This is a genomic window from Streptomyces sp. NPDC104371, assembly GCF_055583785.1.
Genome location: NZ_JBVJNF010000004.1, coordinates 479,457 through 503,442, shown reverse-complemented (window position 1 = coordinate 503,442; position 23,986 = coordinate 479,457). Strand labels below are relative to the sequence as shown.

The 23,986-nt window shown below is 71.1% G+C and carries 18 protein-coding genes; 9 read left to right on the top strand and 9 right to left on the bottom strand.

Translation table 11 applies throughout. The features are described 5' to 3' along the window. Positions 1 to 14: 14 nt before the first annotated feature. Positions 15 to 719, bottom strand: coding sequence for a uracil-DNA glycosylase (locus tag ACZ60T_RS16350; RefSeq protein WP_469666453.1), 705 nt, complete (start codon positions 717 to 719; stop codon positions 15 to 17). 70 nt (positions 720 to 789) lie between these two features. On the opposite strand from ACZ60T_RS16350, the gene ACZ60T_RS16345 reads away from it, so the two are divergent. Continuing rightward, complete coding sequence (locus ACZ60T_RS16345; protein ID WP_469666452.1) at positions 790 to 1,428, top strand: RNA-binding S4 domain-containing protein; 639 nt, start codon at positions 790 to 792, stop codon at positions 1,426 to 1,428. 374 nt (positions 1,429 to 1,802) lie between these two features. Here ACZ60T_RS16345 and ACZ60T_RS16340 read toward each other — a convergent pair whose 3' ends face one another. Together ACZ60T_RS16340 and ACZ60T_RS16335 are read right to left on the bottom strand one after the other, a co-directional pair. After that, positions 1,803 to 2,258 (bottom strand): DoxX family protein, encoded by a 456-nt coding sequence (locus ACZ60T_RS16340; protein WP_469666451.1) that lies wholly within the window; start codon positions 2,256 to 2,258, stop codon positions 1,803 to 1,805. A gap of 132 nt (positions 2,259 to 2,390) precedes the next feature. Next, positions 2,391 to 3,071 carry a class I SAM-dependent methyltransferase gene (locus ACZ60T_RS16335; protein ID WP_469666450.1) on the bottom strand — a complete coding sequence of 227 codons (681 nt, stop codon included), beginning with the start codon at positions 3,069 to 3,071 and terminating at the stop codon, positions 2,391 to 2,393. Between the two features lie 197 nt (positions 3,072 to 3,268). On the opposite strand from ACZ60T_RS16335, the gene ACZ60T_RS16330 reads away from it, so the two are divergent. Further along, entirely contained in the window at positions 3,269 to 3,541 is a 273-nt protein-coding gene (locus tag ACZ60T_RS16330) for a DUF6343 family protein (protein ID WP_469666449.1), read from the top strand. Between the two features lie 12 nt (positions 3,542 to 3,553). Here the strand turns inward: ACZ60T_RS16330 and ACZ60T_RS16325 are convergent, their stop codons facing one another. The 4 genes from ACZ60T_RS16325 to rpsA all read right to left on the bottom strand — a co-directional run bounded on the left by ACZ60T_RS16325 (position 3,554) and on the right by rpsA (position 7,420). After that, positions 3,554 to 3,934, bottom strand: coding sequence for a tetratricopeptide repeat protein (locus ACZ60T_RS16325; protein WP_365620493.1), 381 nt, complete (start codon positions 3,932 to 3,934; stop codon positions 3,554 to 3,556). A 50-nt stretch (positions 3,935 to 3,984) separates the two neighbouring features. Continuing rightward, a complete protein-coding gene (coaE, locus tag ACZ60T_RS16320; protein WP_469666448.1) occupies positions 3,985 to 4,611 on the bottom strand; it encodes a dephospho-CoA kinase in 627 nt (208 codons plus the stop codon). A 63-nt stretch (positions 4,612 to 4,674) separates the two neighbouring features. Continuing rightward, positions 4,675 to 5,613, bottom strand: coding sequence for a PAC2 family protein (locus tag ACZ60T_RS16315; protein WP_365620489.1), 939 nt, complete (start codon positions 5,611 to 5,613; stop codon positions 4,675 to 4,677). Positions 5,614 to 5,926: 313 nt separating this feature from the next. Beyond that, the gene (gene rpsA / locus ACZ60T_RS16310) at positions 5,927 to 7,420 is read right to left on the bottom strand and encodes a 30S ribosomal protein S1 (RefSeq protein WP_365620486.1); all 1,494 of its coding nucleotides are present in this window, start codon (positions 7,418 to 7,420) and stop codon (positions 5,927 to 5,929) included. Between the two features lie 388 nt (positions 7,421 to 7,808). On the opposite strand from rpsA, the gene ACZ60T_RS16305 reads away from it, so the two are divergent. Further along, the gene (locus ACZ60T_RS16305; protein WP_469666591.1) at positions 7,809 to 8,621 is read left to right on the top strand and encodes a class I SAM-dependent methyltransferase; all 813 of its coding nucleotides are present in this window, start codon (positions 7,809 to 7,811) and stop codon (positions 8,619 to 8,621) included. A gap of 58 nt (positions 8,622 to 8,679) precedes the next feature. Next, complete coding sequence (locus ACZ60T_RS16300) at positions 8,680 to 11,367, top strand: ATP-dependent RNA helicase (protein WP_469666447.1); 2,688 nt, start codon at positions 8,680 to 8,682, stop codon at positions 11,365 to 11,367. A gap of 75 nt (positions 11,368 to 11,442) precedes the next feature. On the opposite strand, the gene ACZ60T_RS16295 is transcribed toward ACZ60T_RS16300, so the two are convergent. Together ACZ60T_RS16295 and polA are read right to left on the bottom strand one after the other, a co-directional pair. Next, complete coding sequence (locus ACZ60T_RS16295; protein ID WP_469666445.1) at positions 11,443 to 13,176, bottom strand: lytic transglycosylase; 1,734 nt, start codon at positions 13,174 to 13,176, stop codon at positions 11,443 to 11,445. A 290-nt stretch (positions 13,177 to 13,466) separates the two neighbouring features. After that, positions 13,467 to 16,193 carry a DNA polymerase I gene (polA, locus tag ACZ60T_RS16290; RefSeq protein WP_469666443.1) on the bottom strand — a complete coding sequence of 909 codons (2,727 nt, stop codon included), beginning with the start codon at positions 16,191 to 16,193 and terminating at the stop codon, positions 13,467 to 13,469. 261 nt (positions 16,194 to 16,454) lie between these two features. Here polA and ACZ60T_RS16285 point away from each other — a divergent pair, with 261 nt between their 5' ends. The 5 genes from ACZ60T_RS16285 to ACZ60T_RS16265 all read left to right on the top strand — a co-directional run bounded on the left by ACZ60T_RS16285 (position 16,455) and on the right by ACZ60T_RS16265 (position 23,985). Further along, positions 16,455 to 18,734: an FdhF/YdeP family oxidoreductase gene (locus ACZ60T_RS16285; protein ID WP_469666442.1), complete on the top strand. Its 2,280-nt coding sequence runs from the start codon at positions 16,455 to 16,457 to the stop codon at positions 18,732 to 18,734. A 55-nt stretch (positions 18,735 to 18,789) separates the two neighbouring features. Continuing rightward, on the top strand, positions 18,790 to 19,278 hold the full coding sequence (locus ACZ60T_RS16280; RefSeq protein ID WP_365620469.1) for a PaaI family thioesterase: 489 nt from the start codon (positions 18,790 to 18,792) through the stop codon (positions 19,276 to 19,278). A 653-nt stretch (positions 19,279 to 19,931) separates the two neighbouring features. After that, positions 19,932 to 21,143 carry a branched-chain amino acid ABC transporter substrate-binding protein gene (locus ACZ60T_RS16275; RefSeq protein WP_365621102.1) on the top strand — a complete coding sequence of 404 codons (1,212 nt, stop codon included), beginning with the start codon at positions 19,932 to 19,934 and terminating at the stop codon, positions 21,141 to 21,143. 110 nt (positions 21,144 to 21,253) lie between these two features. After that, the gene (locus tag ACZ60T_RS16270; protein ID WP_365620466.1) at positions 21,254 to 22,183 is read left to right on the top strand and encodes a branched-chain amino acid ABC transporter permease; all 930 of its coding nucleotides are present in this window, start codon (positions 21,254 to 21,256) and stop codon (positions 22,181 to 22,183) included. 5 nt (positions 22,184 to 22,188) lie between these two features. After that, positions 22,189 to 23,985 (top strand): branched-chain amino acid ABC transporter permease, encoded by a 1,797-nt coding sequence (locus tag ACZ60T_RS16265; RefSeq protein ID WP_469666590.1) that lies wholly within the window; start codon positions 22,189 to 22,191, stop codon positions 23,983 to 23,985. Position 23,986 lies beyond the last annotated feature (1 nt).

Sequence of the window (23,986 nt, the reverse complement as noted above, 5' to 3'; positions counted from 1 at the left end):
GCGGTTACGAAGGCTCACGGTAGCTCGGCGGTGGGCAGCCCCGCCGTGATCGCCGCCGTGCGCAGGACCTCCCGCAGCATCTCCGAGGTGAGTCGGCCGGTGAAGGTGTTGCGCTGGCTGACGTGGAAGCAGCCGAAGAGGTCCAGGCCCTCCAGCGCGACCCGGGCGCCGTGGCCGAACGCGGGGCGTGGCCGGGGGATCGACCAGCCCGCCTCGTCCAGCGCGGTCAGCGCGGCCTGCCAGCCGAAGCCGCCGAGCGCGACCACGCACCTGAGCGTCGGTCGCATCAGCCGCAACTCCTGCACGAGCCACGGTCGGCAGGTGCCCCGCTCCTCGGGCGTCGGCTTGTTGGCGGGCGGAGCGCAGTGCACGGGCGCGGTCACGCGCACGCCGTACAGCTCCAGACCGTCGTCGGCGGAGACCGAAGTCGGCTGTGACGCCAGGCCCACGGCGTGCAGTGCCGCGTACAGCACGTCCCCGGAGCGGTCTCCGGTGAACATCCGCCCGGTCCGGTTGCCGCCGTGGGCCGCGGGCGCGAGACCGATGACGAGCAGCCGGGCATCGGGCGGTCCGAAGCCCGGAACCGGCCGCCCCCAGTACGTCCAGTCGGCGAACGCGGGGCGCTTGGTACGGGCCACCTCCTCGCGCCACGCGACCAGGCGCGGGCAGGCACGGCATCCCGTGATCCGCTCGTCCAATGCGGCGAGGCTGCTGTCCATGCCTCCACGGTAGGCCGGGCCGCGGCAAAACCCGTCGGATCGGCCTGGCGCCGAGAGCTAAGGTCGGACCATGGCTTTCGAAGGTGCGCACGACGACAGGGCGGACGGGCGGTCCGGTACGGACGGGGACGGCGCGGTCCGGGAGACCGCACCGCAGGGCGCATCTCAGGGCTCTGGCGACCCGGTGGCAGCCGCCGAGGCGGCGGGGCCGTCGAGCGGCGAGAGCGTGCGCATCGACAGTTGGATCTGGTCCGTGCGGCTCGTGAAGACCCGCTCGATGGGGGCCACCGCCTGCCGGGGCGGGCATGTACGGCTGAACGGCGAGCGGGTGAAGCCCGCCCACTCCGTGCGCGTGGGCGACGAGGTACGTCTGCGGCACGAGGGCCGGGAGCGGATCGTGGTCGTCAAGCGCGTGATCCGCAAGCGGGTGGGCGCCCCGGTGGCCGTGCAGTGCTACATCGACAACAGTCCGCCCCCGCCGCCCCGCGAGGCCGTCGCCCCGGCGGGCATCCGCGACCGCGGCGCGGGCCGCCCCACCAAGCGGGACCGCCGCGACATGGAACGCCTACGCGGCCTGGGCACGCCACCGGACGCCGACTCCGACACCGAGGGACGGGGCCAGCCCGAGACACGGAGCCGCTCCGAGGGACGCGCCCGGTCCGGCGACCGGTCCCGGTCCCGGCGACGGGGTCGAACCGACGGGTTCTGAGCACGGGGCCCGCAACCAGGGCCTGGCCGCCCCACCGGGCAGCCCTACGGGAAGCCCGTACCGGCGGACGACGAATCCGGCGCCGAGGGCCAGTCCCGGGGACGGGGGCGAACCGGCGGGCCCTGAAGCACGGGGCCCGCAGCCACGGCGTGGGTCGCCCCACCCAGGCAGCTCTACCGGAAGCCCGCACCGGTCCCGACGGCAAGTACCTACCAGCGGACGACGGATCCGGCGCCAAGGTCCAGTCCCAGGGACGGGGGCGAACCGGCGGGCCCTGAGCACGGGGACCCACAGTCACGGCCTGGCGACCCGCCCGGCAGCCCCGCCGGAAGCCCGTACCGGCCCCGCCGGGAAACTCCTACCGGTGGGTGGAGTCAGGCTCGGTGGTGTGTCAGTCGTATCAGCTCCGCTGCCCCGTCCCGGCGGGTGACCGCGATCAGGAGCAACGGGAGCATCAGGATCAGCGGGGTCGCCGCGTTCTCGCCGTCGAAGGCCGTGAGCTGCATGATGAACGCGCCCACCATCAGCGCGGACAGCGCCACCGCCGCGACCGATGCCAGCGCGGGGATCAACAGCCCTACCGCACCAGCCAGTTCGAGCAGACCGATGGTGTACATCCCTCCGCTCCCCCAGCCCATCTTGTCGAAGGACTCCACAGCCGACGGGTGCGCGATCAGCTTGGGCAGTGCGCTCGCGACCGCGAAGAAGAACGCGAGCGCGATCTGCACCGTGCGCAGAGAGATCTCGGCGCGACGGCTCCTTCGGCGACCGCGGCTCTCCGCCACAGAAGCGGGGGCGGCAGGGGCGACGGGAGCGGTGGTCTCGGACACGCGGTCCTCCTGTGAGCAGTGGTTCCAGGGGGTTGTGCTGACGCAGGGGTAGACCCGCCCGCGCCCCTCAACTCATCGGTCCCGAGCAGGATTTCCCACCCTTATCACCTTCCCGCCCCTCCGCTCGGCCGACTACGTCATCGGCACCGCCCGCACCCAGATCCTGTCCTCCGTCAGATACCGGTCCACCTCCAACCCGGCCTCCCCCAGCGCCTCTTCGAACTGCTCCCGGCTCAGCGGTCGGGACAGGAACGTCTGTGTCCATGTGACATCGGGGAACACATACTCCGCGCGCACCGAGTCGACGCCGTCGCCCACCGGCTGCGCCGAGACCATCCGTAGCGTGAAGCCGCTCGGGTCGACTCGCTCGCGCGGCAGGTTCGTGTGGTAGTCCTCGCCCTCCCGCTGGATCAGCACACAGCCGCCGTCCGCCACATGCCGTGCGCACGTCCTCAGCAGGCCTCGCCGCACCTCGACGTCCCCCGCGTGCACCAGGAACGACGCGAGCATCACGACGTCGAAGGTCTCGCCCAGGTCGAGGTCCTCGATCGGGCTGCATATCGTGCGCGCGCCCCGCACCCGCTCCAGCATCTGCGGCGACTCGTCCACCGCCGTGACTGTGAAGCCGCGATCCAGCAGTGCGTGGGTCACCCTCCCGACGCCGCAGCCCAGCTCCAGGATGCGCGCGCTGGGCGGCACCGCTGCGGCGATGATGTCCGGCTCATCCCTGACCGGCAGCCGCGTATACAGGTCGACCGCGCAGCCGTCCGGCGTGATCGCGCCGGGGCCCGTTCCCTCGTATCCCTCTCGCATGTTCTGCCTCATGCCCGTCCAACGGCCGGGCCACGGCGCCTCGTTCCCCCTCACCCCTCACTCGATGGAGTGAAACGTTCGACGAGGGAACTCCTGCTCGACCGACAGCGAATGCCGATCACGGCGGCTCTCCCCGATCCGGTGGCCCCGACCTGGTGAACCCCTGCCAGGGGGGTACTCACACAGGAGGAGCAGTGATGATGATGCGTACAGGCAGTGAACCGACGACAGCACGCAGTGCCCTGCGGGTGCGCTTCTGGCTGAGTGTGTGGGGTCTGGCCTGGGCGAGTTTCGGAACGATCGCGTTCGCGCTCATCGGGCAGACCGGCTGGGCCATCGCGTGCGGCGTCCTGTGGCTGGTCGTCACCGTGGACATGATCATGATCGTGCGGCACATACGCCAGGGTCCGCACTGGCAGCCGGGCCGCGACGTCCCGCCGTACCTCCCACCGAGCGACCGCCGCCACTAGCGGGCAGAAGCGCTACGACTCGAAGCGCGCCGCCTTCACGTACTCGGGGTTCGGATCCAGCGCCGCCGCCAGCCGGAAGTGGCGCGTGGCCTGCTCCGGGCGCCCCTGGCGTTCGTAGGTGCGGCCCAGCGCGAAGTGCGCGAACGCGTTGTCCGGCTCGCGCTCCAGCACGATGCCGAACTCCAGCTCCGCGGCCCGCAGTTGCGCCGCGGCGAAGAAGGCGCGGGCACGCAGCAGCCGCGCGGCCGTGTTCTCGGGGTGCGCGGCTACGACCCCGTCGAGCAGCTTCACCGCGCCGCGCGGGTCCCGTGCGGCGAGCAACTGCTCCGCGGCGCGGAAGTCGATGACATGCGTCCGGGGTGTGGGTCCGGTCGGTTCTCTGGTCTCGGGCACAGCGGAGTCCTTCCCTGGCTGCACCGGTTCAACGCCCGCGGCACCGACCGCTATTCCCGCGTCGACCGCTGCTCCGATACACGCCGCGCCCTGCGCGTGAGGTCGTCCCATACGTCCCTCACGCGCTGCCGCAGCCGCTCCAGCGGGACGTCGTTGTCGATGACGATGTCCGCGATCTCCAGGCGCTTCTCACGCGTCGCCTGGGCGGCCATGCGCGCGCGTGCGTCCTCCTCGGTCATGCCGCGCAGGCGGACGAGGCGGTCGAGCTGCGTCTTCGGGGCGGCGTCGACGACGACCACGACGTCGTAGAGCGGGGCGAGACCGTTCTCGGTGAGGAGGGGGACGTCGTGGACGACCACGGCGTCCTCGGCGGCGGCGGTCTCGAGCGCGCGGGAGCGGGCGCCCACCAGGGGGTGCACGATCGAGTTGAGGACGGCGAGCTTCTCCGGGTCGGCGAAGACGATGGCGCCCAGCTTGGGGCGGTCCAGGCCGCCGTCCGGCCCGAGGACGTCCGGCCCGAAGGCCTCGACGACCGCCGCGAGCCCGGGAGTTCCGGGCGCGACGACCTCGCGCGCGATGCGGTCCGCGTCGATCAGTACGGCCCCGTACTCCACGAGGAGCCGCGACACCTCGCTCTTGCCGGCCCCGATCCCGCCGGTCAGGCCCACGGACAGCATGACCGCGCCTCCCTCTCCTGAACCCCGCAGCGGCGGGGATCCCTGGCTCGGCAGCCTATCGGATCAACTGTCCCGCTCCCGTTCCGCCAGGAAGCGCTCGAACTCCTGGCCGATCTCGTCCGCGGACGGGATCTCGACGGGCTCGGCGAGCATGTTGCCGCGCGTCTCCGCGCCCGCGGCGGCGTCGTACTGGTGCTCGAGGCCCTGTACGAGCGTGACGAGTTCCTCGTCGCCCTCCCGGATCTGCCGGTCGATCTCCGTCTGAGTGCGGTACGCGTCCGTGCGCAGGGAGTGCACGATATCGGGCAGGACGAGCCCCGTCGCGGCCGTGATGGCCTCCAGGACGGTCAGCGCGGCGTCCGGATACGGCGAGCGGGCGATGTAGTGCGGGACGTGCGCGGCGACGCCGAGGACGTCATGCCCGGCTTCCATGAGGCGGTACTCGACCAGGGACGCGGCGCTGCCGGGGACCTGGGCCTCCTCGAAGGGGCTGCGGTGGCCCGGCACCAGGTCGCTGCGGTTGCCGTGCGGGGTGAGGCCCACGGGCCGGGTGTGCGGCACGCCCATGGGGATGCCGTGGAAGTTCACCGCCAGCCGGACCCCGAGGCGCTTCACGATCTGCCGGACGGCCGCGGCGAAGCACTCCCACTCCACGTCCGGCTCGGGCCCGGAGAGCAGCAGGAAGGGCGCCCCGGTGACGTCCTGGACCAGCCGCACCTCGATGCGGGGCACCTCGTAGCCGGTCCAGCGGTCCTGCCGGAAGGTGAGCAGGGGACGGCGGGCCCGGTAGTCGACGAGCCGGTCGTGGTCGAAACGCGCCACGGCCTGGTGGGGCAGGGCGTCGAGCAGCCGGTCGACGATCTGGTCGCCGGTCTCGCCCGCGTCGATGTACCCGTCGAAGTGGTAGAGCATGACCAGTCCGGCCGACTCCTGGGCGAGCGCCATGTCGACGGCGGCCAGGCCCTTCGGCTCCCATGTGTACAAACCCTGCGGATCAAGCACTGTAGACCCCGCCTCCTCGTGTCGTACTGCACAACAGAGGCCAGGGCCTGGTCATTCCCGTCTGCCGCTGCCCGGTTACGGCCCGTCAGGTGCCCGCGTACGGGCCGTCCGTCAGGCGCCCACGTACCGGCCGTCGGGGTGCTCGCGTACACCGGCCCTGTCGGGTGCTCGCGTACGGGCCGCCAGGGGCCCGCGTGACGCGTCAGGCGCCGCCCCAGGTGACTCGGGCGGCGTGGACACGACTGTGGGCCCGCCCCCACAGGAGGGACGGGCCCACAGTCATTGGCTATAGCCAGGCCTCAGTGGCCAGCGATCAGCTCTGGCCGCCGGCCAGCTTCTCGCGCAGGGCCGCCAGGGCCTCGTCCGAGGCCAGCGCACCGGAGGTGTCGCCACCCTCGGAGGAGTACGAACCGCCACCGGACGCGGCCGGAGCGGCAGCCTCGCCACCCTCGGCGGCAGCCGCAGCGTCCGCCTCGCGGGACTTGACGACCTGCTGCTGGTGCTGCTCGAAGCGGGACTGCGCCTCGGCGTACTGGCGCTCCCACTCCTCGCGCTGCTTCTCGTAGCCCTCGAGCCAGTCGTTGGTCTCGGGGTCGAAGCCCTCGGGGTAGATGTAGTTGCCCTGGTCGTCGTAGGACGCGGCCATGCCGTACAGGGTCGGGTCGAACTCGACCGCCATCGGGTCGGCACCGAAGGACTCGTTGGCCTGCTTGAGGGACAGCGAGATCCGGCGACGCTCGAGGTCGATGTCGATGACCTTGACGAAGATCTCGTCGTTGACCTGGACGACCTGCTCCGGGATCTCCACGTGGCGCTCGGCCAGCTCGGAGATGTGGACCAGACCCTCGATGCCCTCGTCCACGCGGACGAACGCACCGAACGGAACCAGCTTCGTGACCTTGCCGGGCACGACCTGGCCGATCTGGTGGGTGCGGGCGAACTGCTGCCACGGGTCTTCCTGGGTCGCCTTCAGCGACAGGGAGACGCGCTCGCGGTCCATGTCCACGTCGAGGACCTCGACGGTGACTTCCTGGCCGACCTCGACAACCTCGGAGGGGTGGTCGATGTGCTTCCAGGACAGCTCGGAGACGTGGACCAGACCGTCGACGCCACCCAGGTCCACGAAGGCACCGAAGTTGACGATCGAGGAGACCACACCGGAGCGGACCTGACCCTTCTGGAGGGTCGTGAGGAACGTCTGGCGGACCTCGGACTGGGTCTGCTCCAGCCAGGCACGGCGGGACAGGACCACGTTGTTGCGGTTCTTGTCCAGCTCGATGATCTTCGCCTCGAGCTCCTTGCCGACGTACGGCTGGAGGTCGCGGACGCGGCGCATCTCGACGAGGGAGGCCGGCAGGAAGCCACGGAGGCCGATGTCGAGGATGAGACCACCCTTGACGACCTCGATGACGGTACCGGTGACGATGCCGTCCTCTTCCTTGATCTTCTCGATGGTGCCCCAGGCACGCTCGTACTGGGCGCGCTTCTTCGAGAGGATCAGGCGGCCTTCCTTGTCCTCCTTCTGGAGGACCAGGGCCTCGATCTCGTCACCGACGGCGACGACCTCGTTCGGGTCGACGTCGTGCTTGATCGAGAGCTCGCGGCTCGGGATGACACCTTCGGTCTTGTAACCGATGTCGAGCAGGACCTCGTCCCGGTCGACCTTCACGATGACGCCGTCGACGATGTCGCCGTCGTTGAAGTACTTGATCGTCTCGTCGATCGCGGCGAGGAAGGCTTCCTCGTTACCGATGTCGTTGACCGCTACCTGCGGGGTGGTGGCGGTGGTCTCGGTGCTGCTCGTCATGTGGGAAAGGGCTCCGGTACGGACATTGAAGTCGTAGGCACTGCTTACGCCGGGAGCCCGTTTCGCTCTGCAGAAGCCGGACAGCCAAGGAAGCGCCACACAGAATCGCTGTGGAGCCTCGACAACCGAGGGGACATACATACAGATGCGAGCGCAGCCTGCTACGTCTGAGGCACGCAGGCTCGCAGCGCAACTTGTAGCATACGGGGGCAGCCGGACAGGGTCAATGCGCGAAGCGCACACCCGGGGCGGATCGCCGCAATTCCGGCACAAGACCCGTGCGACACCCCGCCGCGTTCGGCTGACACGACAGGCCACGCAGGCCTGGGACAGCCGCTTTCGCGACACCGCCGAGGCGGTTGCACGGAAGAGTACGACGAGGGAGCCCATCATCCAAGAGCCCGAACCGTTCGAGCCCGAAGCCACCCGACGCGCGGCCGGCGACGTGGAGAGTTCCCGCGCCAACCGGGGCTGGTGGGACCGGAACGCGGACGAGTACCAGATCGAGCACGGCACGTTCCTCGGCGACGACCGCTTCGTATGGGGCCCCGAGGGGCTCGACGAGGTGGAGGCCGAGCTGCTCGGGCCCGCGCAGGACCTCAAGGGCCGGGACGTCCTGGAGATCGGCTCCGGCGCGGCGCAGTGCTCGCGCTGGCTCGCCGCCCAGGGCGCGCGGCCGGTGGCGCTGGACCTCTCCCACCGCCAGCTCCAGCACGCCCTGCGCATCGGCGTCGCCTTCCCCCTGGTCGAGGCCGACGCGGGCGCCCTGCCCTTCCGTGACGGGTCCTTCGACCTCGCGTGCTCCGCGTACGGGGCGCTGCCGTTCGTCGCCGATCCGGTCGTGGTCCTGCGCGAGGTGCGCCGGGTGCTGCGGCCCGGCGGCCGTTTCGTCTTCTCGGTGACCCACCCCCTGCGCTGGGCGTTCCCCGACGAGCCGGGGCCCGAGGGCCTCTCGGTCGCCGCGTCGTACTTCGACCGCACGCCGTACGTCGAGCAGGACGAGCAGGGGCGGGCGGTGTACGTCGAGCACCACCGCACGCTCGGTGACCGCGTCCGGGACATCGTGGCGGGCGGCTTCCGGCTCGTCGATCTGGTCGAGCCGGAGTGGCCTTCCTGGAACACCGCCGAGTGGGGCGGGTGGTCGCCGCTGCGCGGTGGCCTGATCCCGGGCACGGCGATCTTCGTGTGCGAGCGGGACTGACGCGGAGCGGGACGGACGGCGGTCCGGCCGGTCGGGGGCGCCTGGAACACTGGTGCGGGTGATCCGCCACGACGCCCTCGACCGCCTTCCCGTCCGCCGTGCCGTCCCCGCGCTCCAGGGCGCGCTGGACGAGCGCGGCGTAGCGGTGCTGTGCGCGCCGCCCGGTACCGGCAAGACGACGCTGGTGCCGCTGGTCCTCGCGGGGCTCGTCGGCGGCGGGCCCGCGCGCCGGGTGATCGTCGCCGAGCCGCGGCGGATCGCGGCGCGGGCGGCGGCCCGGCGGATGGCGTGGCTGCTCGGGCAGCGGCCCGGCGAGAGCGTCGGGTACACGGTGCGCGGCGAGCGCGTGGTGGGGCGGCACACACGCGTGGAGGTCGTCACGACCGGCGTGCTGCTGCAACGGCTCCAGCGCGACCAGGAGCTGGCGGGCGTCGACGTGGTCGTGCTGGACGAGTGCCATGAGCGGCATCTGGACGCCGACACGGTCGCCGCGTTCCTGCTGGACGTACGGGAGGCGCTGCGGCCCGAGCTGCGGCTGGTGGCGGCGTCCGCGACGACGGACGCCGAGGGCTGGGCCCGGCTGCTGGGCGGGGCGCCGGTGGTCGAGGCGGCGGGTGTCTCGCATCCCGTCGACGTGGTGTGGGCGCCGCCCACGCGTCCCGTACGGCCGCCGCACGGGACGCGGGTGGACCCGGCGCTGCTGGCGCATGTGGCGTCGGTGGTGCGGCGGGCGCTCGCAGAGTGCGCGGGGGACGTGCTGTGCTTCCTGCCCGGCGTCGGGGAGATCGCGCGGGTGGCGGGACAGCTGGGGGGCCTCGGGGACGTCGAGGTGCTCCAGGTGCACGGGCGGGCGCCCGCCGCGGTGCAGGACGCGGTGCTGTCGGCCGGCACCGGCAGGCGGGTGGTGCTGGCGACGGCCGTCGCGGAGTCGTCGCTGACCGTGCCGGGCGTACGCGCGGTCGTCGACTCCGGGCTCGCGCGGGAGCCGCGCGTGGACCACGCGCGCGGGCTGAGCGCGCTGACGACGGTGCGGGCCTCGCAGGCGGCGGGACGGCAGCGCGCGGGCCGCGCGGGGCGCGAGGCGCCCGGCCGGGTCTACCGCTGCTGGTCCGAGGCGGAGGACACACGGCTGCCGCGCTTCCCGGCGCCGGAGATCAGGCTCGCCGATCTGACGGCGTTCGCGTTGCAGGCGGCGTGCTGGGGTGATCCGGACGCCTCCCATCTGGCGCTCCTCGACGCGCCTCCGGGCGGGGCGATGGCGGCGGCGCGCTCGGTGCTGACGGCGATCGGCGCGGTGGACCCGACGGGTCGGGCCACGCCGCGCGGCCAGGAGCTGGCCCGGCTGGGTCTGCATCCTCGGCTGGCGCGGGCGCTGCTGGACGCCGCCCGGGAGATCGGCGCGGACCGGGCGGCCGAGGTGGTCGCCCTGCTGAGCGAGGAGCCGCCGCGGGAGTACGGCGACGACCTGGCGGCGGCATGGCGGACGGCCCGGCGCGGCGGCGACGCCTACGCGGCGCGCTGGCGGGACGAGGCGCGCCGACTGCGTGCCGCGCTGAGCGGGCCGTCCGGGGACTCCCGCGGCACCGGTACAGGTGCGGCCTGGAACTCTCGCGGCGCCGGAACAGGCGCAGCCCGGGACCTTCACGGCACCGGAACAGGCACAGCCGGGAACCCTCACGGCACGAGGACAGGCACGGCTGGGGACCCTCACGGCGCCGGGGCAGGCGCGGCCGGGATCTCTCGCGGCGCCGGGGCAGGCGCGGCCGGGGCTCGGGACGATCAGGTGGTCGGGCTTGTCGCGGCTCTTGCCTTTCCCGAGCGTCTCGCGCGGGCCGACGGGGGTTCGTATCTCATGGTCAACGGCACCCGCGCCACGCCGGGCGACGGGTCGGGGCTGTGCGGCGCGCCGTGGCTCGCCGTCGCTGTCGCGGACCGGCCCGTCGGCGCCGGGCACGCGCGCGTGAGGCTCGCCGCGGCGGTCGACGAGGACGTGGCGCGGCGGGCCGCCGGGGCCCTGTACGCCGAGGGGGACGAGGTCCGGTGGGCCGAGGGGGACGTGGTGGCCCGGAGCGTCGCACGGCTCGGGGCCGTGGAGCTGACGGTACGGCCGCTGCGGGACCCGGCACCCGCCCTCGTACGGGGAGCCCTGCTGGACGGGCTGCGGGAGGAGGGGTTCGGTCTGCTGCGGTGGTCCGCGGAGGCGCGCGCCCTGCGGCAGCGGCTCGCGTTCCTGCGGCTGCATCTGGGTGAGCCCTGGCCGGACGTCCGTGACGACGCGCTCCACGCGCGCGTGGACGAGTGGCTGGAGCCCGAGCTGGGCCGTGCCCGGCGGCGTGCCGACCTCGCGCGGATCGACGCGGGGCAGGCTCTCGCCCGGTTGCTGCCCTGGTCCACCGGGGAGGCGGCGCGCCTGGACGAGCTGGCTCCCGAGCGGATCGCCGTGCCGAGCGGCTCCAGGGTCCGGATCGACTACGCGGACCCCGAACGACCCGTCCTCGCCGTCAAGTTGCAGGAGATGTTCGGGCTTCAGGAGTCGCCCGCGCTCGCGGGGGTGCCCGTCCTGGTGCATCTGCTCTCCCCCGCCGGGCGGCCCGCCGCCGTCACCGCCGACCTCGCGTCCTTCTGGCGGGAGGGGTACAAGGCCGTACGGGCGGAGCTGCGGGGCCGCTATCCCAAGCACCCCTGGCCCGAGGACCCGGCCGGCGCGGAGCCGACCCGGCACACCAACGCGCGGCTCAGGCGCTGAGCGGCGCGGACACGTCGCACACGAAGGCGGCGCCCCACCCTGAGGGGAGGAGCGCCGCCTTCGTACGTGCCTGGTCTACGAGGCCGCCTCGGCCACCGTCAGTTCGACCGTGAGGGTCTTGCCGCCCGCGATCTCGATGCGGAGCAGGAACGTGCCGGTCGTGTCGTCGGCGTACAGCTTCGGCAGCTCGATCCGGCCGTTCGCGTCGGTCTCGAGGCCCGAGAGGGTGCGTACGGCCTTGCCGTTCGCGTCCTTGAAGTAGGGGCCCTTGTCGTTCGCGGTCGGGTCGAGGACGGACTTGACCACGGTGGCGGTGGCCGTGACGCCGCGCGCGGCGGCGCCCTGGTACGTGGCCTGCACACCGACCTGGGTCGCGAACTCGCCGCCCGGGGTGGAGGTCAGCTCGGTGTCGCCGGTGCGGGTGAGGCTGTCGGCCTGCCGTTCGGTGACCGTGGCCGTGTAGTCGACGCCGGGGACCAGGCGGCCGACGACGAGGGCGCGGACCGTGAACGTGCCGGTCTTCGTCCCGGCGACGAGCGCGGGCGCGGTGGCCTTGCCGGAGCCGTCGGTGACCACCGTCGCGACGTTCTCCCCGCCGGTGAACGCGGCGTCCGTGTCCCCGGTGATCGTGAACCGCACGCGGACCTTCGGCACGGCCTTGCCCGCCGTGGTCACGGCCTTGACCGCGACCTTCTGGTCGAACGTGTCGCCCGTCATGGCCGAGAGCGTGCCCGTGCCGCTGTCGGCCAGGTGGTCCACGGTGTCGGTCGGCGTGGGCGCCGGTGTCGCCGGAGGCGTGGACGGCGGCGTCGGCTTCGACGGCGGGGTGGGGTCGGCCGGCGGCGTCGACGGGGTCGAGCCGGAGCCGGTGTGGTCGCCGCCGCCGGGCTTGTGGGTGGCGGGCTTCGTGGGCTTCGGCCCCGTGGTCTCCCGCGGCGTGGGGGTCGGGGTCGGGCCCACGCCGGAGTGGTCGTCGCTGCGGTGCGAGGGCAGCGAGCCCGTGCCGTCCGGGATGGAGTGGCTGCCCTTGCGGTAGTACTCGTACCAGGACAGAACGGTGTTCAGGTAGTCCCGCGAGTTGTTGTAGCTCAGGATCGCCGCGTCCATGCCCGACCGGACCGACATGTCGCGGTCGAGACGGCAGAGGTAGTGCCCGGCGGCGAGGGCGGCGTCGTAGATGTTGTTGGGGTCCTTGACGCCGTCGCCGTTGCCGTCGCGGCCCGCCCAGTCCCACGTGGTGGAGAGGAACTGCATGGGGCCGATGGCACGGGCGTAGGTGCCGTCGTGGTTCAGGATCCGGGCGAAGCCGCTGCTGCCGTCGAGTTCGGGGCCGAGGATCGGCGAGAGGGTCTTGCCATTGGCGTCGACCTGGCCGCCGCGCGCGTGGCCGGACTCCACCTTGCCGATGGCGGCGAGGAGTTGCCAGGGGAGGTTGCAGCCCGGCTTGGACCGCTGCAGTTCGTCCGCCGCCTTCTTGTAGGCGTCGAGGACGGTGGCCGGGATACCGGCCTCGGAGGCCCCGGGGGAGCCGGAACCGCCGGTGGTGGGGTCCGTGGTCGGGCCGGGCGACTCGGTGGGGCTGTTGAGCGGCGGCAGGTCCGTGAAGTAGCGGCTGTTGCCGGTGGCCGTGCCGCCGTCGTCGCCGTTGCCGCCCGCGTCGGGCGTCGGCTGCGCACCGCTGGTCAGTCTGCCCTGGTCGTCGGTGGTCACTCCCGAAGCCTGGGACGCGGTGAGCGCCGCGACCGCGGCCGCGGCCACGGCTGTGGTGGCCGCTCCCCTGCGCAGCCTCTTGCCGAAATGCGCCGCCATTGAGTGAACCCCTCCCGTCGACGACCATGCCTGTGCTGTTGTGGTGGTGCGTGGTACGGCCACACCCCCGGCGTGGCAACCAATTGACCCTACGACAACTTCCGTCGCGCGGGCACCCGTTGGCGCCCGACACTTCCCCTTCGGTCATACCCGCCGCGACCGGCACGCGGACCGGCCGGGCCACCACACCCTTTCACGCGTCCTCCCTAGGGACACCCGTGATCGCCGTATGGTTGCGCCCGGCCGGTCTCATTCATGAGCAGGACATTGCCTGTTGGGGCACTGTCGCTCTAGTGCGCCGCGGACTCCCAGTCGCCGCCGTGGCCCACCGAGACATCCAGCGGCGCCCGCAACCGCACCGCGTCCGCCATCTCGCGGCGGACCAGTTCCTCGACCCGGTCCCGCTCGCCCGGGGCGACTTCCAGGACGATTTCGTCGTGGACCTGGAGGAGCATGCGGGAGGTGAGGCCCGCCTCGCGCAGGGCGCGGTCCACGTTCAGCATGGCGATCTTGACGATGTCGGCGGCCGTGCCCTGGATCGGGGCGTTCAGCGCCATGCGCTCCGCCGTCTCCCGGCGCTGGCGGTTGTCGCTGTTCAGGTCCGGCAGATAGCGGCGGCGGCCGAACAGCGTCTCCGTGTAGCCGGTGGCGCGCGCCTCGTCGACCACGCGGCGCAGATAGTCCCGTACCCCGCCGAAGCGCTCGAAGTACGTGTCCATGAGGCCGCGGGCCTCGGCCGCCTCGATGTTCAACTGCTGGGACAGGCCGAACGCCGACAGGCCGTACGCCAGGCCGTACGACATCGCCTTGATCTTGCGTCGCATCTCGGCGTCCACCGCCGAGCGGTCGACCCCGAACACATGGGAGGCGACCGTGGTGTGCAGGTCCTCGCCGGAGGTGAACGCCTCGATCAGGCCCTCGTCCTCCGACAGATGGGCCATCACGCGCAGTTCGATCTGGCTGTAGTCCGCCGTCAGCAGGGAGTCGAAGCCCTCGCCCACCATGAAGCCGCGGCGGATCGCCCGGCCCTCGTCCGTCCGCACCGGGATGTTCTGGAGGTTCGGGTCCGTCGAGGACAGGCGGCCCGTCGCCGCGACCGTCTGGTTGAACGTCGTGTGGATCCGGCCGTCCGCCGCGATCGTCTTGATCAGGCCCTCGACCGTGACGCGCAGCTTCGCCTGCTCACGGTGGCGCAGCATGATCACCGGGAGTTCGTTGTCCGTCTGTGTCGCGAGCCAGGCCAGCGCGTCCGCGTCCGTCGTGTAACCCGTCTTGGTCTTCTTGGTCTTGGGCAGGCCCAGCTCGCCGAAGAGGACTTCCTGAAGCTGCTTGGGCGAGCCGAGGTTGAACTCACGCCCCGCCGCCGCGTGCGCCTCCTTCACCGCCTGCTGCACGGCGCCCGCGAACATCTGCTCCATGGCCTGCAGATGCGTACGGTCCGCGGCGATGCCGTGGCGCTCCATGCGGGCCAGCAGCGCGGAGACCGGCAGTTCCATGTCGCGCAGCAGGTCCGCCGCGCCGACCTCGCGCAGCTTCTGCTCGAACGCCTCGCCCAGATCGAGGATCGCGCGGGCCTGGATCATCAGCGCCTCGGCCTCGGCGCCCTCGTCCGCCCCGAACGCGAGCTGCCCGTCCGCCAGGGCCGCGGGCTCCAGCTCCCGGCCCAGATACTCCAGCGACAGCGCGTCCAGCGCGAAGGAACGGCGGCCCGGCTTGACCAGATACGCGGCCAGCGCCGTGTCCATCGTCACGCCGTCCAGCGACCAGCCGTGCTCGGGCACGACCCGCATCGCGCCCTTGGCGTTGTGCAGCACCTTGGGCCTGGCCGGGTCGGCGAGCCACTGCGCGAACGCCTGCTCGTCGGCCTCGTCCAACTGCGCCGGGTCGAACCACGCCGCCGCCCCGTCGGCCGCGGCCAGCGCGATCTCGGCCACCGCGCCCGTGCCCAGCGCCCACGCGTCCACCGTGGCCACGCCCAGGGGCTTGTCGCCGTGCTCGGCGAGCCACGGCTTCAGCTCGCCCGCCCCGAGCACCGCGCCGTCCAGCTCGACGCCGCTCGCCGCGACCGGTGTCGTCTCGGCCACCTCGGCGCCCGGGTCGACGGCGAACAGCCGCTCGCGCAGCGACGGGTTCCTGATCTCCAGGGTGTCCAGGATCATGGCGACGCCCGTACGGTCGTAGGGCGCGCGCTCAAGGTCTGTGACCGCCTTCGGCAGTTCGACCTGCCGCTCCAGCTCCGTGAGGCGGCGGTTGAGCTTCACCGACTCCAGATGGTCGCGCAGGTTCTGCCCGACCTTGCCCTTGACCTCCTCGACCCGCTCGACCAACTCCGCGAACGAACCGAACTGGTTGATCCACTTCGCGGCCGTCTTCTCGCCGACGCCCGGGATGCCCGGCAGGTTGTCCGACGGGTCACCGCGCAGCGCCGCGAAGTCCGGATACTGCACCGGCGTCAGCCCGTACTTCTCGAACACCTTCTCCGGGGTGAACCGGGTCAGCTCCGAGACGCCCTTCGTCGGATACAGCACCGTCGTGTGCTCGGTGACCAGTTGGAAGGAGTCGCGGTCGCCCGTGACGATCAGCACGTCGAAGCCCTCGGCCTCGGCCTGGGTGGCGAGCGTGGCGATCACGTCGTCCGCCTCGAAGCCCTCGACCGCGAAGCGCGGGGCGCGCATCGCGTCCAGCAGCTCGCCGATCAGCTCGACCTGGCCCTTGAACTCGTCCGGGGTCTTCGAACGGTTCGCCTTGTACTCCGCGAACTCCGCCGAGCGCCAGGTCTTGCGGGAGACGTCGAACGCCACCGCGAAGTGCGTGGGCGCCTCGTCACGCAGGGTGTTGGCCAGCATCGACGCGAAGCCGTAGATCGCGTTCGTCGGCTGGCCCGTCGCGGTCGTGAAGTTCTCCGCGGGCAGCGCGAAGAACGCGCGGTACGCGAGGGAGTGCCCGTCCATGAGCATCAGCCGGGGACGGCTGCCGCCGGAGGTCTTCTCGGTCTTCTTCGATGCTGTCTTCGCCACGCCCTCGATCCTGCCACGCCCCACTGACAGCGAGAGCCGCCCGGACCGACAGCCGGAGCTGTCCGGTCCCGGCCGGTGGCTCTGTCACAGGCGCGTGCGAGGATCGGAGAGCTACCTCACAGGTGGGAGCGACCGGTGGGGACGGTCAGGGACGGTCGGTGGAATCAGCCGACGGGAACGACCGGCGGGAATCGACCGGTGGGAACGCCGGTGCGATCGGCCGGTGGGAACGCGCAGGTGTGAACGAAGGGGAGGGCCGCGATGGCCAGCAAGCCGCCCAAGGGTGACCCGGTCCAGGACGCGCCGCAGGTGGCCGGGGCGCAGCACGCCGCCGCGGGGCTGCCCGCCGTCAGGCACACCCTGCGCATGGCCCAGCAGCAGATGGGCGTGCGGCGCACGGCGCTCACGCTGCTGCGGGTCAACCAGAAGGACGGCTTCGACTGCCCCGGCTGCGCCTGGCCCGAGCCCGAGCACCGGCACACCGCCGAGTTCTGCGAGAACGGCGCGAAGGCGGTCGCCGAGGAAGCCACGCTGCGCCGGGTCACCCCGGCGTTCTTCGCCGCGCACCCGGTGGCCGACCTCGCCGGCCGCAGCGGCTACTGGCTGGGCCAGCAAGGACGCCTGACCCACCCCGTGTACCTCCCCGACGGCGCGGACCACTACGAGCCCGTCACCTGGGAGCGCGCCTTCGACATCATCGCCGAGGAGATCTCCGGGCTCTCCTCCCCCGACGAGGCCGTCTTCTACACCTCGGGCCGCACCAGCAACGAGGCCGCGTTCCTCTACCAGCTCTTCGCCCGCGAGCTGGGCACCAACAACCTGCCCGACTGCTCGAACATGTGCCACGAGTCCTCCGGCTCCGCACTCTCCGAGACGATCGGCATCGGCAAGGGCAGCGTCCTGCTGGAGGACCTCCACCGGGCGGACCTGATCATCGTCGCCGGGCAGAACCCCGGCACGAACCACCCCCGGATGCTCTCGGCCCTGGAGAAGGCCAAGGCGAACGGCGCGCGGATCATCAGCGTCAACCCGCTGCCCGAAGCGGGCCTGGAGCGCTTCAAGAACCCGCAGACCCCGCAGGGCATCCTCAAGGGCGCCGCCCTCACCGATCTGTTCCTCCAGATCCGTATCGGCGGCGACCAGGCCCTCTTCCGCCTCCTCAACCAGTTGATCCTCGACACCGAGGGCGCGGTCGACGAGGAGTTCGTCCGCGAACACACCCACGGCTTCGAGGAGTTCGCGGCAGCCGCCCGCGCCGCCGACTGGGCCGAGACCCTCACCGCGACCGGTCTCGCGCGCGAGGAGATCGAGCAGGCCCTGCGCATGGTCCTCGCCTCGAAGCGCACCATCGTGTGCTGGGCCATGGGCCTCACCCAGCACAAGCACTCCGTCCCCACCATCCGCGAAGTCGTCAACTTCCTGCTGCTGCGCGGCAACATCGGCCGCCCCGGCGCGGGCGTGTGCCCCGTGCGCGGCCACTCGAACGTCCAGGGCGACCGCACCATGGGCATCTTCGAACGCCCCGCGCCCGCCTTCCTGGACGCGCTGGAGAAGGAGTTCGGGTTCGCGCCCCCGCGCGAGCACGGCTACGACGTCGTACGCGCCATCCGCGCCCTGCGCGACGGCGCGGCCAAGGTCTTCTTCGCGATGGGCGGCAACTTCGTCTCCGCCTCGCCCGACACCGAGGTGACCGAGGCCGCCATGCGCCGCGCCCGCCTCACCGTGCATGTCTCGACCAAGCTGAACCGCTCGCACGCCGTCACCGGCACCCGCGCCCTGATCCTGCCGACCCTCGGCCGTACGGAACGCGATCTCCAGGGCAGCGGTGAGCAGTTCGTGACCGTCGAGGACTCCATGGGCATGGTCCACGCCTCGCGGGGACGACTGAAGCCCGCGAGCCCGCATCTGCTGTCCGAGCCCGCCATCGTCTGCCGCCTGGCCCGCCGCGTCCTCGGCAGCGGCAGCACGACGCCCTGGGAGACGTTCGAGAAGGACTACGCGACCATCCGCGACCGCATCGCGCGCGTGATCCCCGGCTTCGAGGACTTCAACGCGCGCGTGGCCCGCCCCGGCGGCTTCGCGCTCCCGCACGCCCCTCGCGACGAGCGCCGCTTCCCCACCGCCACCGGCAAGGCCAATTTCACCGCCGCACCCGTGGAGTACCCGACGCTGCCCGAAGGCCGACTGCTGCTCCAGACCCTGCGCTCGCACGACCAGTACAACACCACCGTCTACGGCCTGGACGACCGCTACCGCGGCATCAGGAACGGCCGCCGGGTCGTCCTCGTCCGCCCCGAGGACGCCCGCGCGCTGGGCGTGGCGGACGGTTCGTACGTCGACCTCGTCAGCGAGTGGAAGGACGGCGTCGAACGCCGCGCGCCCGGCTTCCGCGTCGTGCACTACCCCACCGCCCGCGGCTGCGCCGCCGCCTACTACCCGGAGACGAACGTCCTGGTCCCCCTCGACGCCACCGCGGACACCAGCAACACCCCCGCGAGCAAGTCCGTCGTGATCCGCCTGGAACAATCGGCGGCCGACTGAGCGTTTGCTCAGCCACCAGCCGCGTGACCGATCACCGCCGAACGGAGCCGTACCCATGGGCGAGCAGCACACCGTGAAGTTCCCGCAGGAAGTCCTCGACGAGTACGCCGCGCTCGGGGTCGACCTGCCCGCCCTCTTCTCCGCCGGGCATCTCGGCACCCGTATGGGCGTCCAGATCATCGAGGCCGCCGCGGAGCGCGTCGTCGGCACCATGCCCGTGGAGGGCAACACCCAGCCCTACGGCCTGCTGCACGGCGGCGCCTCGGCCGTCCTCGCCGAGACGCTCGGCTCGATCGGCGCCATGCTCCACGGCGGCGCCACCAAGATCGCCGTCGGGGTCGACCTCAACTGCACCCATCACCGCGGGGTGCGCTCCGGCCTGGTCACCGGGGTCGCCACCCCCGTCCACCGGGGCCGCTCGACCGCCACGTACGAGATCGTGATCAGCGACGAGGACGGCAAGCGCGTCTGCAGCGCCCGTCTCACCTGCCTGCTGCGTGACGTACGACAGGGCGACGCCGACCTGATCCCCGCCGCGGGCTGACCGCCAGGGGGTGGCCCGGCCGTACGGACACCCCCTGCCGTCCCCGCACTTCTCCGGACCCGCCCTTCTCCGGACTCACCGGACGCCGCGCCCCGACCGGGCCCAAACGCGCCCCTTGCCGTGCGCGCCGGGACAACACACCGCATCGCGCTCGAGACGGCGCGAGACAGCGCGAGACATCCGTATCCGACCGTCATCCGACTGTTCCGGATTACCGCCTGTTCCCGGGATTTACCGCGGAATCCTGGCCCCCATTTCCTGATGTAACACTGCGTAACTCGCGCGCAATTCGACATCAACACCCTCTTCGCCGACATCCGCTTCCTTGATCATTCAGGAAGCGCGACTCGGCCTGCGACGCACGCGCACTCAACTCCCCCACGACGAAACGGAATTGATCGTTCGATAAACGTGTGGAGTACATGGAATTTCCGCCAAACCGGCCAAGATCCACCCCTGCGGAAGCCAGACAACCTGCACGTCATAACAAGAAAGTCACAAGCCAGCGCACGAGATGCCCATTTCGTGAGACCGGGCCTAGAGTCACGGCCAGTCACCGCTCCATCGGGAGTTCGGTACCAGCGCGGCCCCCGCCCGCCCTCACCCCGGGTCAGCCACGCTTGCGGAAAGGACTGATTGTGCGACAGCGTTCTCTGGTGATACTCACCTCCGTTCTCACGACCGGAGCTCTGACTCTCACCGCGTGCGGCTCCCGCGACGACAAGAGCGACAACAGCGGTGACAAGAACGACATCACCGTCACCATCGGCGTCGACGCGCCCATCACGGGCGACCTGTCCGCTCTCGGCCTCGGCATCAAGAACTCCGCCGATCTCGCCGTCAAGACGGCGAACAAGGAAAAGACCGTCCCCGGCGTGACGTTCCAGGTCAAGCCGCTCGACGACCAGGCACAGCCTTCCGTCGGACAGCAGAACGCCCAGAAGTTCATCGACGACGACACCGTCGTCGGCGTCGTCGGCCCGCTGAACTCCGGCGTCTCCCAGTCGATGCAGAAGCCGCTCAACGACGCCGGTCTCACCCAGGTCTCCCCCGCCAACACCGGCACCGAGCTCACCCAGGGCGAACACTGGAAGACCGGCGACAAGAAGCGCCCCTACAAGACCTACTTCCGCACTGCCACCACGGACCAGATCCAGGGCGCCTTCGCGGCGAAGTACCTCTTCAACGACGCGAAGATCAAGCAGGTCTACCTCATCGACGACCAGAAGCCGTACGGCGCCGGTCTCGCGGCCTCCTTCAAGGCGACCTTCACCACCCTCGGCGGCAAGATCGTCGGCTCCGACCACGTCAACCCCGACGACCGCGACTTCAACGCCGTCGTCACCAAGGTCAAGAGGTCCGGTGCCAAGGCTGTCTACTACGGCGGTGAATACCCCGCCGGCGCGCCCCTGAGCCAGCAGCTCAAGGACAGCGTCCAGATCCCCCTCATGGGCGGCGACGGCATGTACAGCGCCGACTTCATCAAGCTCAACAAGAAGGCCCAGGGCGACATCGCCACCTCCGTCGGCAAGCCCGTCGAGGAACTCGACTCCGCCAAGAAGTTCATCGCGGACTACAAGACGGCCGGATACAAGGACGCCTACGAGGCGTACGGCGGCGGCACCTACGACGCCACCTGGGCGATCATCGAGGCCGTCAAGATCGCCGTCGCCGACAACCGCGGCAAGCTCCCTGACAACGCCCGCGCCAAGGTCCTCGACGCCATGAGCAAGGTCAAGTTCGACGGCGTCACCGGCCCCGTCTCCTTCGACCAGTTCGGCGACACCACCAACACCATGATGACCGCCTACCAGGTCGACGGCGGCAAGTGGAAGTCCAAGCTCAGCGAGGTCTACAAGCCCTGACCCCGGCGGAGCCCTCCCGGGCAACGCACTGACTGACACCAGACCGCGCGGGGGCGCTACCAGCGCTCCCGCGCGCTGCCATATCCGAACCACTCCACGGAGGCCCTGCGGTGAACGAACTGCCGCAACAGCTGGCCAATGGACTCATCCTCGGCGCGATGTACGGTCTCATCGCGATCGGCTACACGATGGTCTACGGAATCATCCAGCTCATCAACTTCGCCCACGGCGAGATCTTCATGATCGGAGGCTTCGGAGCTCTCACCGTGTACCTCTGGATGCCGGCCGGTGTCTCCCTCCTCGCGATCATCCCACTCATGATCATCGGCGGCGTCATATGCTCCGTCGCCGTCAGCACGGCAGCCGAACGCTTCGCCTACCGGCCCCTGCGCAACGCTCCCCGACTGGCCCCGCTGATCACCGCGATCGGACTCTCCCTCGCACTCCAGCAGGCCATCTGGAAGTGGTACCCCGACTCCAAGAAGGACCGTTCCTTCCCCCAGTTCAAGGGCGAAGCGATCGACGTCCTCGGCGCCCACATCCAGCGCGGTGACCTCTTCGTCCTCATCACGGCGCCCATCTGCATGCTCGCCCTCGGGCTCTTCGTCTCCAAGACCCGCTCCGGCCGCGGCATGCAGGCCACCAGCCAGGACCCCGACACCGCGAAACTCATGGGCATCAACACCGACCGCATCATCGTCATGGCCTTCGCCATCGGTGCCGCGTTCGCCGCCGTCGCCGCCGTCGCCTACGGGCTCAAGAACGGCCAGATCGGCTTCCGCATGGGCTTCATCATGGGCCTCAAAGCGTTCACCGCGGCCGTACTCGGCGGCATCGGCAACATCTACGGCGCCATGCTCGGCGGCGTCGTACTCGGTGTCGCCGAATCCCTCGCCACCGGCTACATGAGCGACGTCCCCGGCATGGAACTCTTCGGCGGCGGCGCCTGGAAGGACGTATGGGCCTTCGTCCTCCTCATCATCGTCCTGCTGCTCCGCCCCCAGGGCCTGCTCGGCGAACGCGTCACGGATCGGGCGTGATACCGATGACCACCCACCACACCACCACGCCCGGCGCCGCACCCTTCCTCGCCATCCCCACGGCCGCGGCCCGACTCGGCACCCTCGCAGGCGCGGCCGTCGCGTTCGCCGGCACCTTCCTCGCCTGGACCTGGACCAGCAAGTTCCCCGGAGACCTCACCGTCACCGGCTACCCCGGCGGCCTCCAGGTCCTCACCCTCGTCAGCGCCGCGCTCACCGTGCTCCTCGCCCTGTCCGGATACGGCATCCGAGGGCTCCGCTGGCTCACCCCCGGCGGCACCAACAGCCCCGTCCGCCTCCTGGCCCTCGGCACCCTCGGCACCACCGGCTACGCCATCGGCGCCATCGCCTACGACCTCGGCGGAGCCGTCAACCTGGAACCCGGCGCCTGGGTCAGCGGCATCGGCGCACTCATCGCCGTCGTCGCCGCACTCGGACTCCCCGGCGACCAGCCCACCTCCGACGCCGCCGCGGCCGGCGCCTGGGAACGCTTCCGCGACAGCCTCCGCGCGCCGTCGGCCCCCCGGGCCAAAGCCCTCCCCGACTGGGCCGAAATCCTCATCATCGTCGCCTCGTTCGGCATCGGCCTCTACGTCTTCTCCTACGGCATCGACACCGACTACACCGAACTCTTCATCGGCTTCCTCATCACCGTCGGCTTCGCCTTCACCGCACTCCGCCGCGCCGGACTCGTCTCCCGTCTCACCGCGCTGACCACGAAGCACCGCAACATCACCCTCATCGCCGCCCTCGTCGTAGCCGTCTGCTTCCCGTTCACCCAGCAGAAGGAGGAGTACGCGCTCATCGGCGCCAACATCCTCATCTTCGCCACCGTGGCACTCGGCCTCAACGTCGTCGTCGGCCTCGCCGGTCTCCTCGACCTCGGATACGTCGCCTTCCTCGGCGTCGGCGCCTACGCCGCCGCCCTCGTCTCCGGCTCCACATTCTCGTCCGTCGGCGTCCAATTCCCCTTCTGGGCCGCCGTCGTGACCGGCGCCGCGGCCTCGCTCGTCTTCGGCGTCCTCATCGGCGCCCCCACCCTGCGACTGCGCGGCGACTACCTCGCCATCGTCACCCTCGGCTTCGGTGAGATCTTCCGCCTGACCGTGAACAACCTCAACGGCAACAGCGGACCCGACCTCACCAACGGCTCCCAGGGCATCCCCAGCATCCCCGACCTGAAGTTCTTCGGATTCGACTTCGGGCTCAAGCACGACATCCTCGGCTTCAGCCTCGGCAGGTCCGCCAACTACTACCTGCTGATGCTCGTCTTCACCGCCGCCGTCGTCCTCGTCTTCCGCCGCTCCGGAGAGTCCCGTATCGGCCGCGCCTGGGTCGCCATCCGCGAGGACGAGACCGCGGCCACCGCCATGGGCATCAACGCCTTCCGGCTCAAACTGGTCGCCTTCGCCCTCGGCGCCACCCTCGCCGGACTCGCCGGAACCGTCCAGGCACACGTCAACTACACCGTGACCCCCGAGCAGTACCAGTTCGCCGGCTCCGTACCCCCCAACTCCGCGTTCCTCCTCGCCGCGGTCATCCTCGGCGGCATGGGAACCCTCAGCGGACCCCTCGTCGGCGCCGCACTGCTCTACCTCATCCCGGCCAAACTGCAGTTCATGCAGGACTACCAGCTCTTCCTCTTCGGCGTCGCACTCATCCTCCTGATGCGCCTGCGCCCCGAAGGCCTGGTCGCCGACCGCAGGAAGCAGCTCGAATTCCACGAGGACGACCAGCTCGACGTACCGGAGCCACGACAGTCCGAAGAGACCGGCGTCGGCACCGCCAAGGCGGGGGCGTGAC

Bases quoted from the DNA above. Each gene is read 5' to 3' on its own strand.
- ACZ60T_RS16280 (WP_365620469.1), top strand. From the start codon at position 18,790: ATGGGCGAGCAGCACACCGTGAAGTTCCCGCAGGAAGTCCTCGACGAG.
- ACZ60T_RS16285 (WP_469666442.1), top strand. From the start codon at position 16,455: ATGGCCAGCAAGCCGCCCAAGGGTGACCCGGTCCAGGACGCGCCGCAG.
- ACZ60T_RS16335 (WP_469666450.1), bottom strand. From the start codon at position 3,071: ATGCGAGAGGGATACGAGGGAACGGGCCCCGGCGCGATCACGCCGGAC.
- rpsA (WP_365620486.1), bottom strand. From the start codon at position 7,420: ATGACGAGCAGCACCGAGACCACCGCCACCACCCCGCAGGTAGCGGTC.
- ACZ60T_RS16345 (WP_469666452.1), top strand. From the start codon at position 790: ATGGCTTTCGAAGGTGCGCACGACGACAGGGCGGACGGGCGGTCCGGT.
- coaE (WP_469666448.1), bottom strand. From the start codon at position 4,611: ATGCTGTCCGTGGGCCTGACCGGCGGGATCGGGGCCGGCAAGAGCGAG.
- ACZ60T_RS16295 (WP_469666445.1), bottom strand. From the start codon at position 13,176: ATGGCGGCGCATTTCGGCAAGAGGCTGCGCAGGGGAGCGGCCACCACA.
- ACZ60T_RS16265 (WP_469666590.1), top strand. From the start codon at position 22,189: ATGACCACCCACCACACCACCACGCCCGGCGCCGCACCCTTCCTCGCC.
- ACZ60T_RS16330 (WP_469666449.1), top strand. From the start codon at position 3,269: ATGATGATGCGTACAGGCAGTGAACCGACGACAGCACGCAGTGCCCTG.
- ACZ60T_RS16350 (WP_469666453.1), bottom strand. From the start codon at position 719: ATGGACAGCAGCCTCGCCGCATTGGACGAGCGGATCACGGGATGCCGT.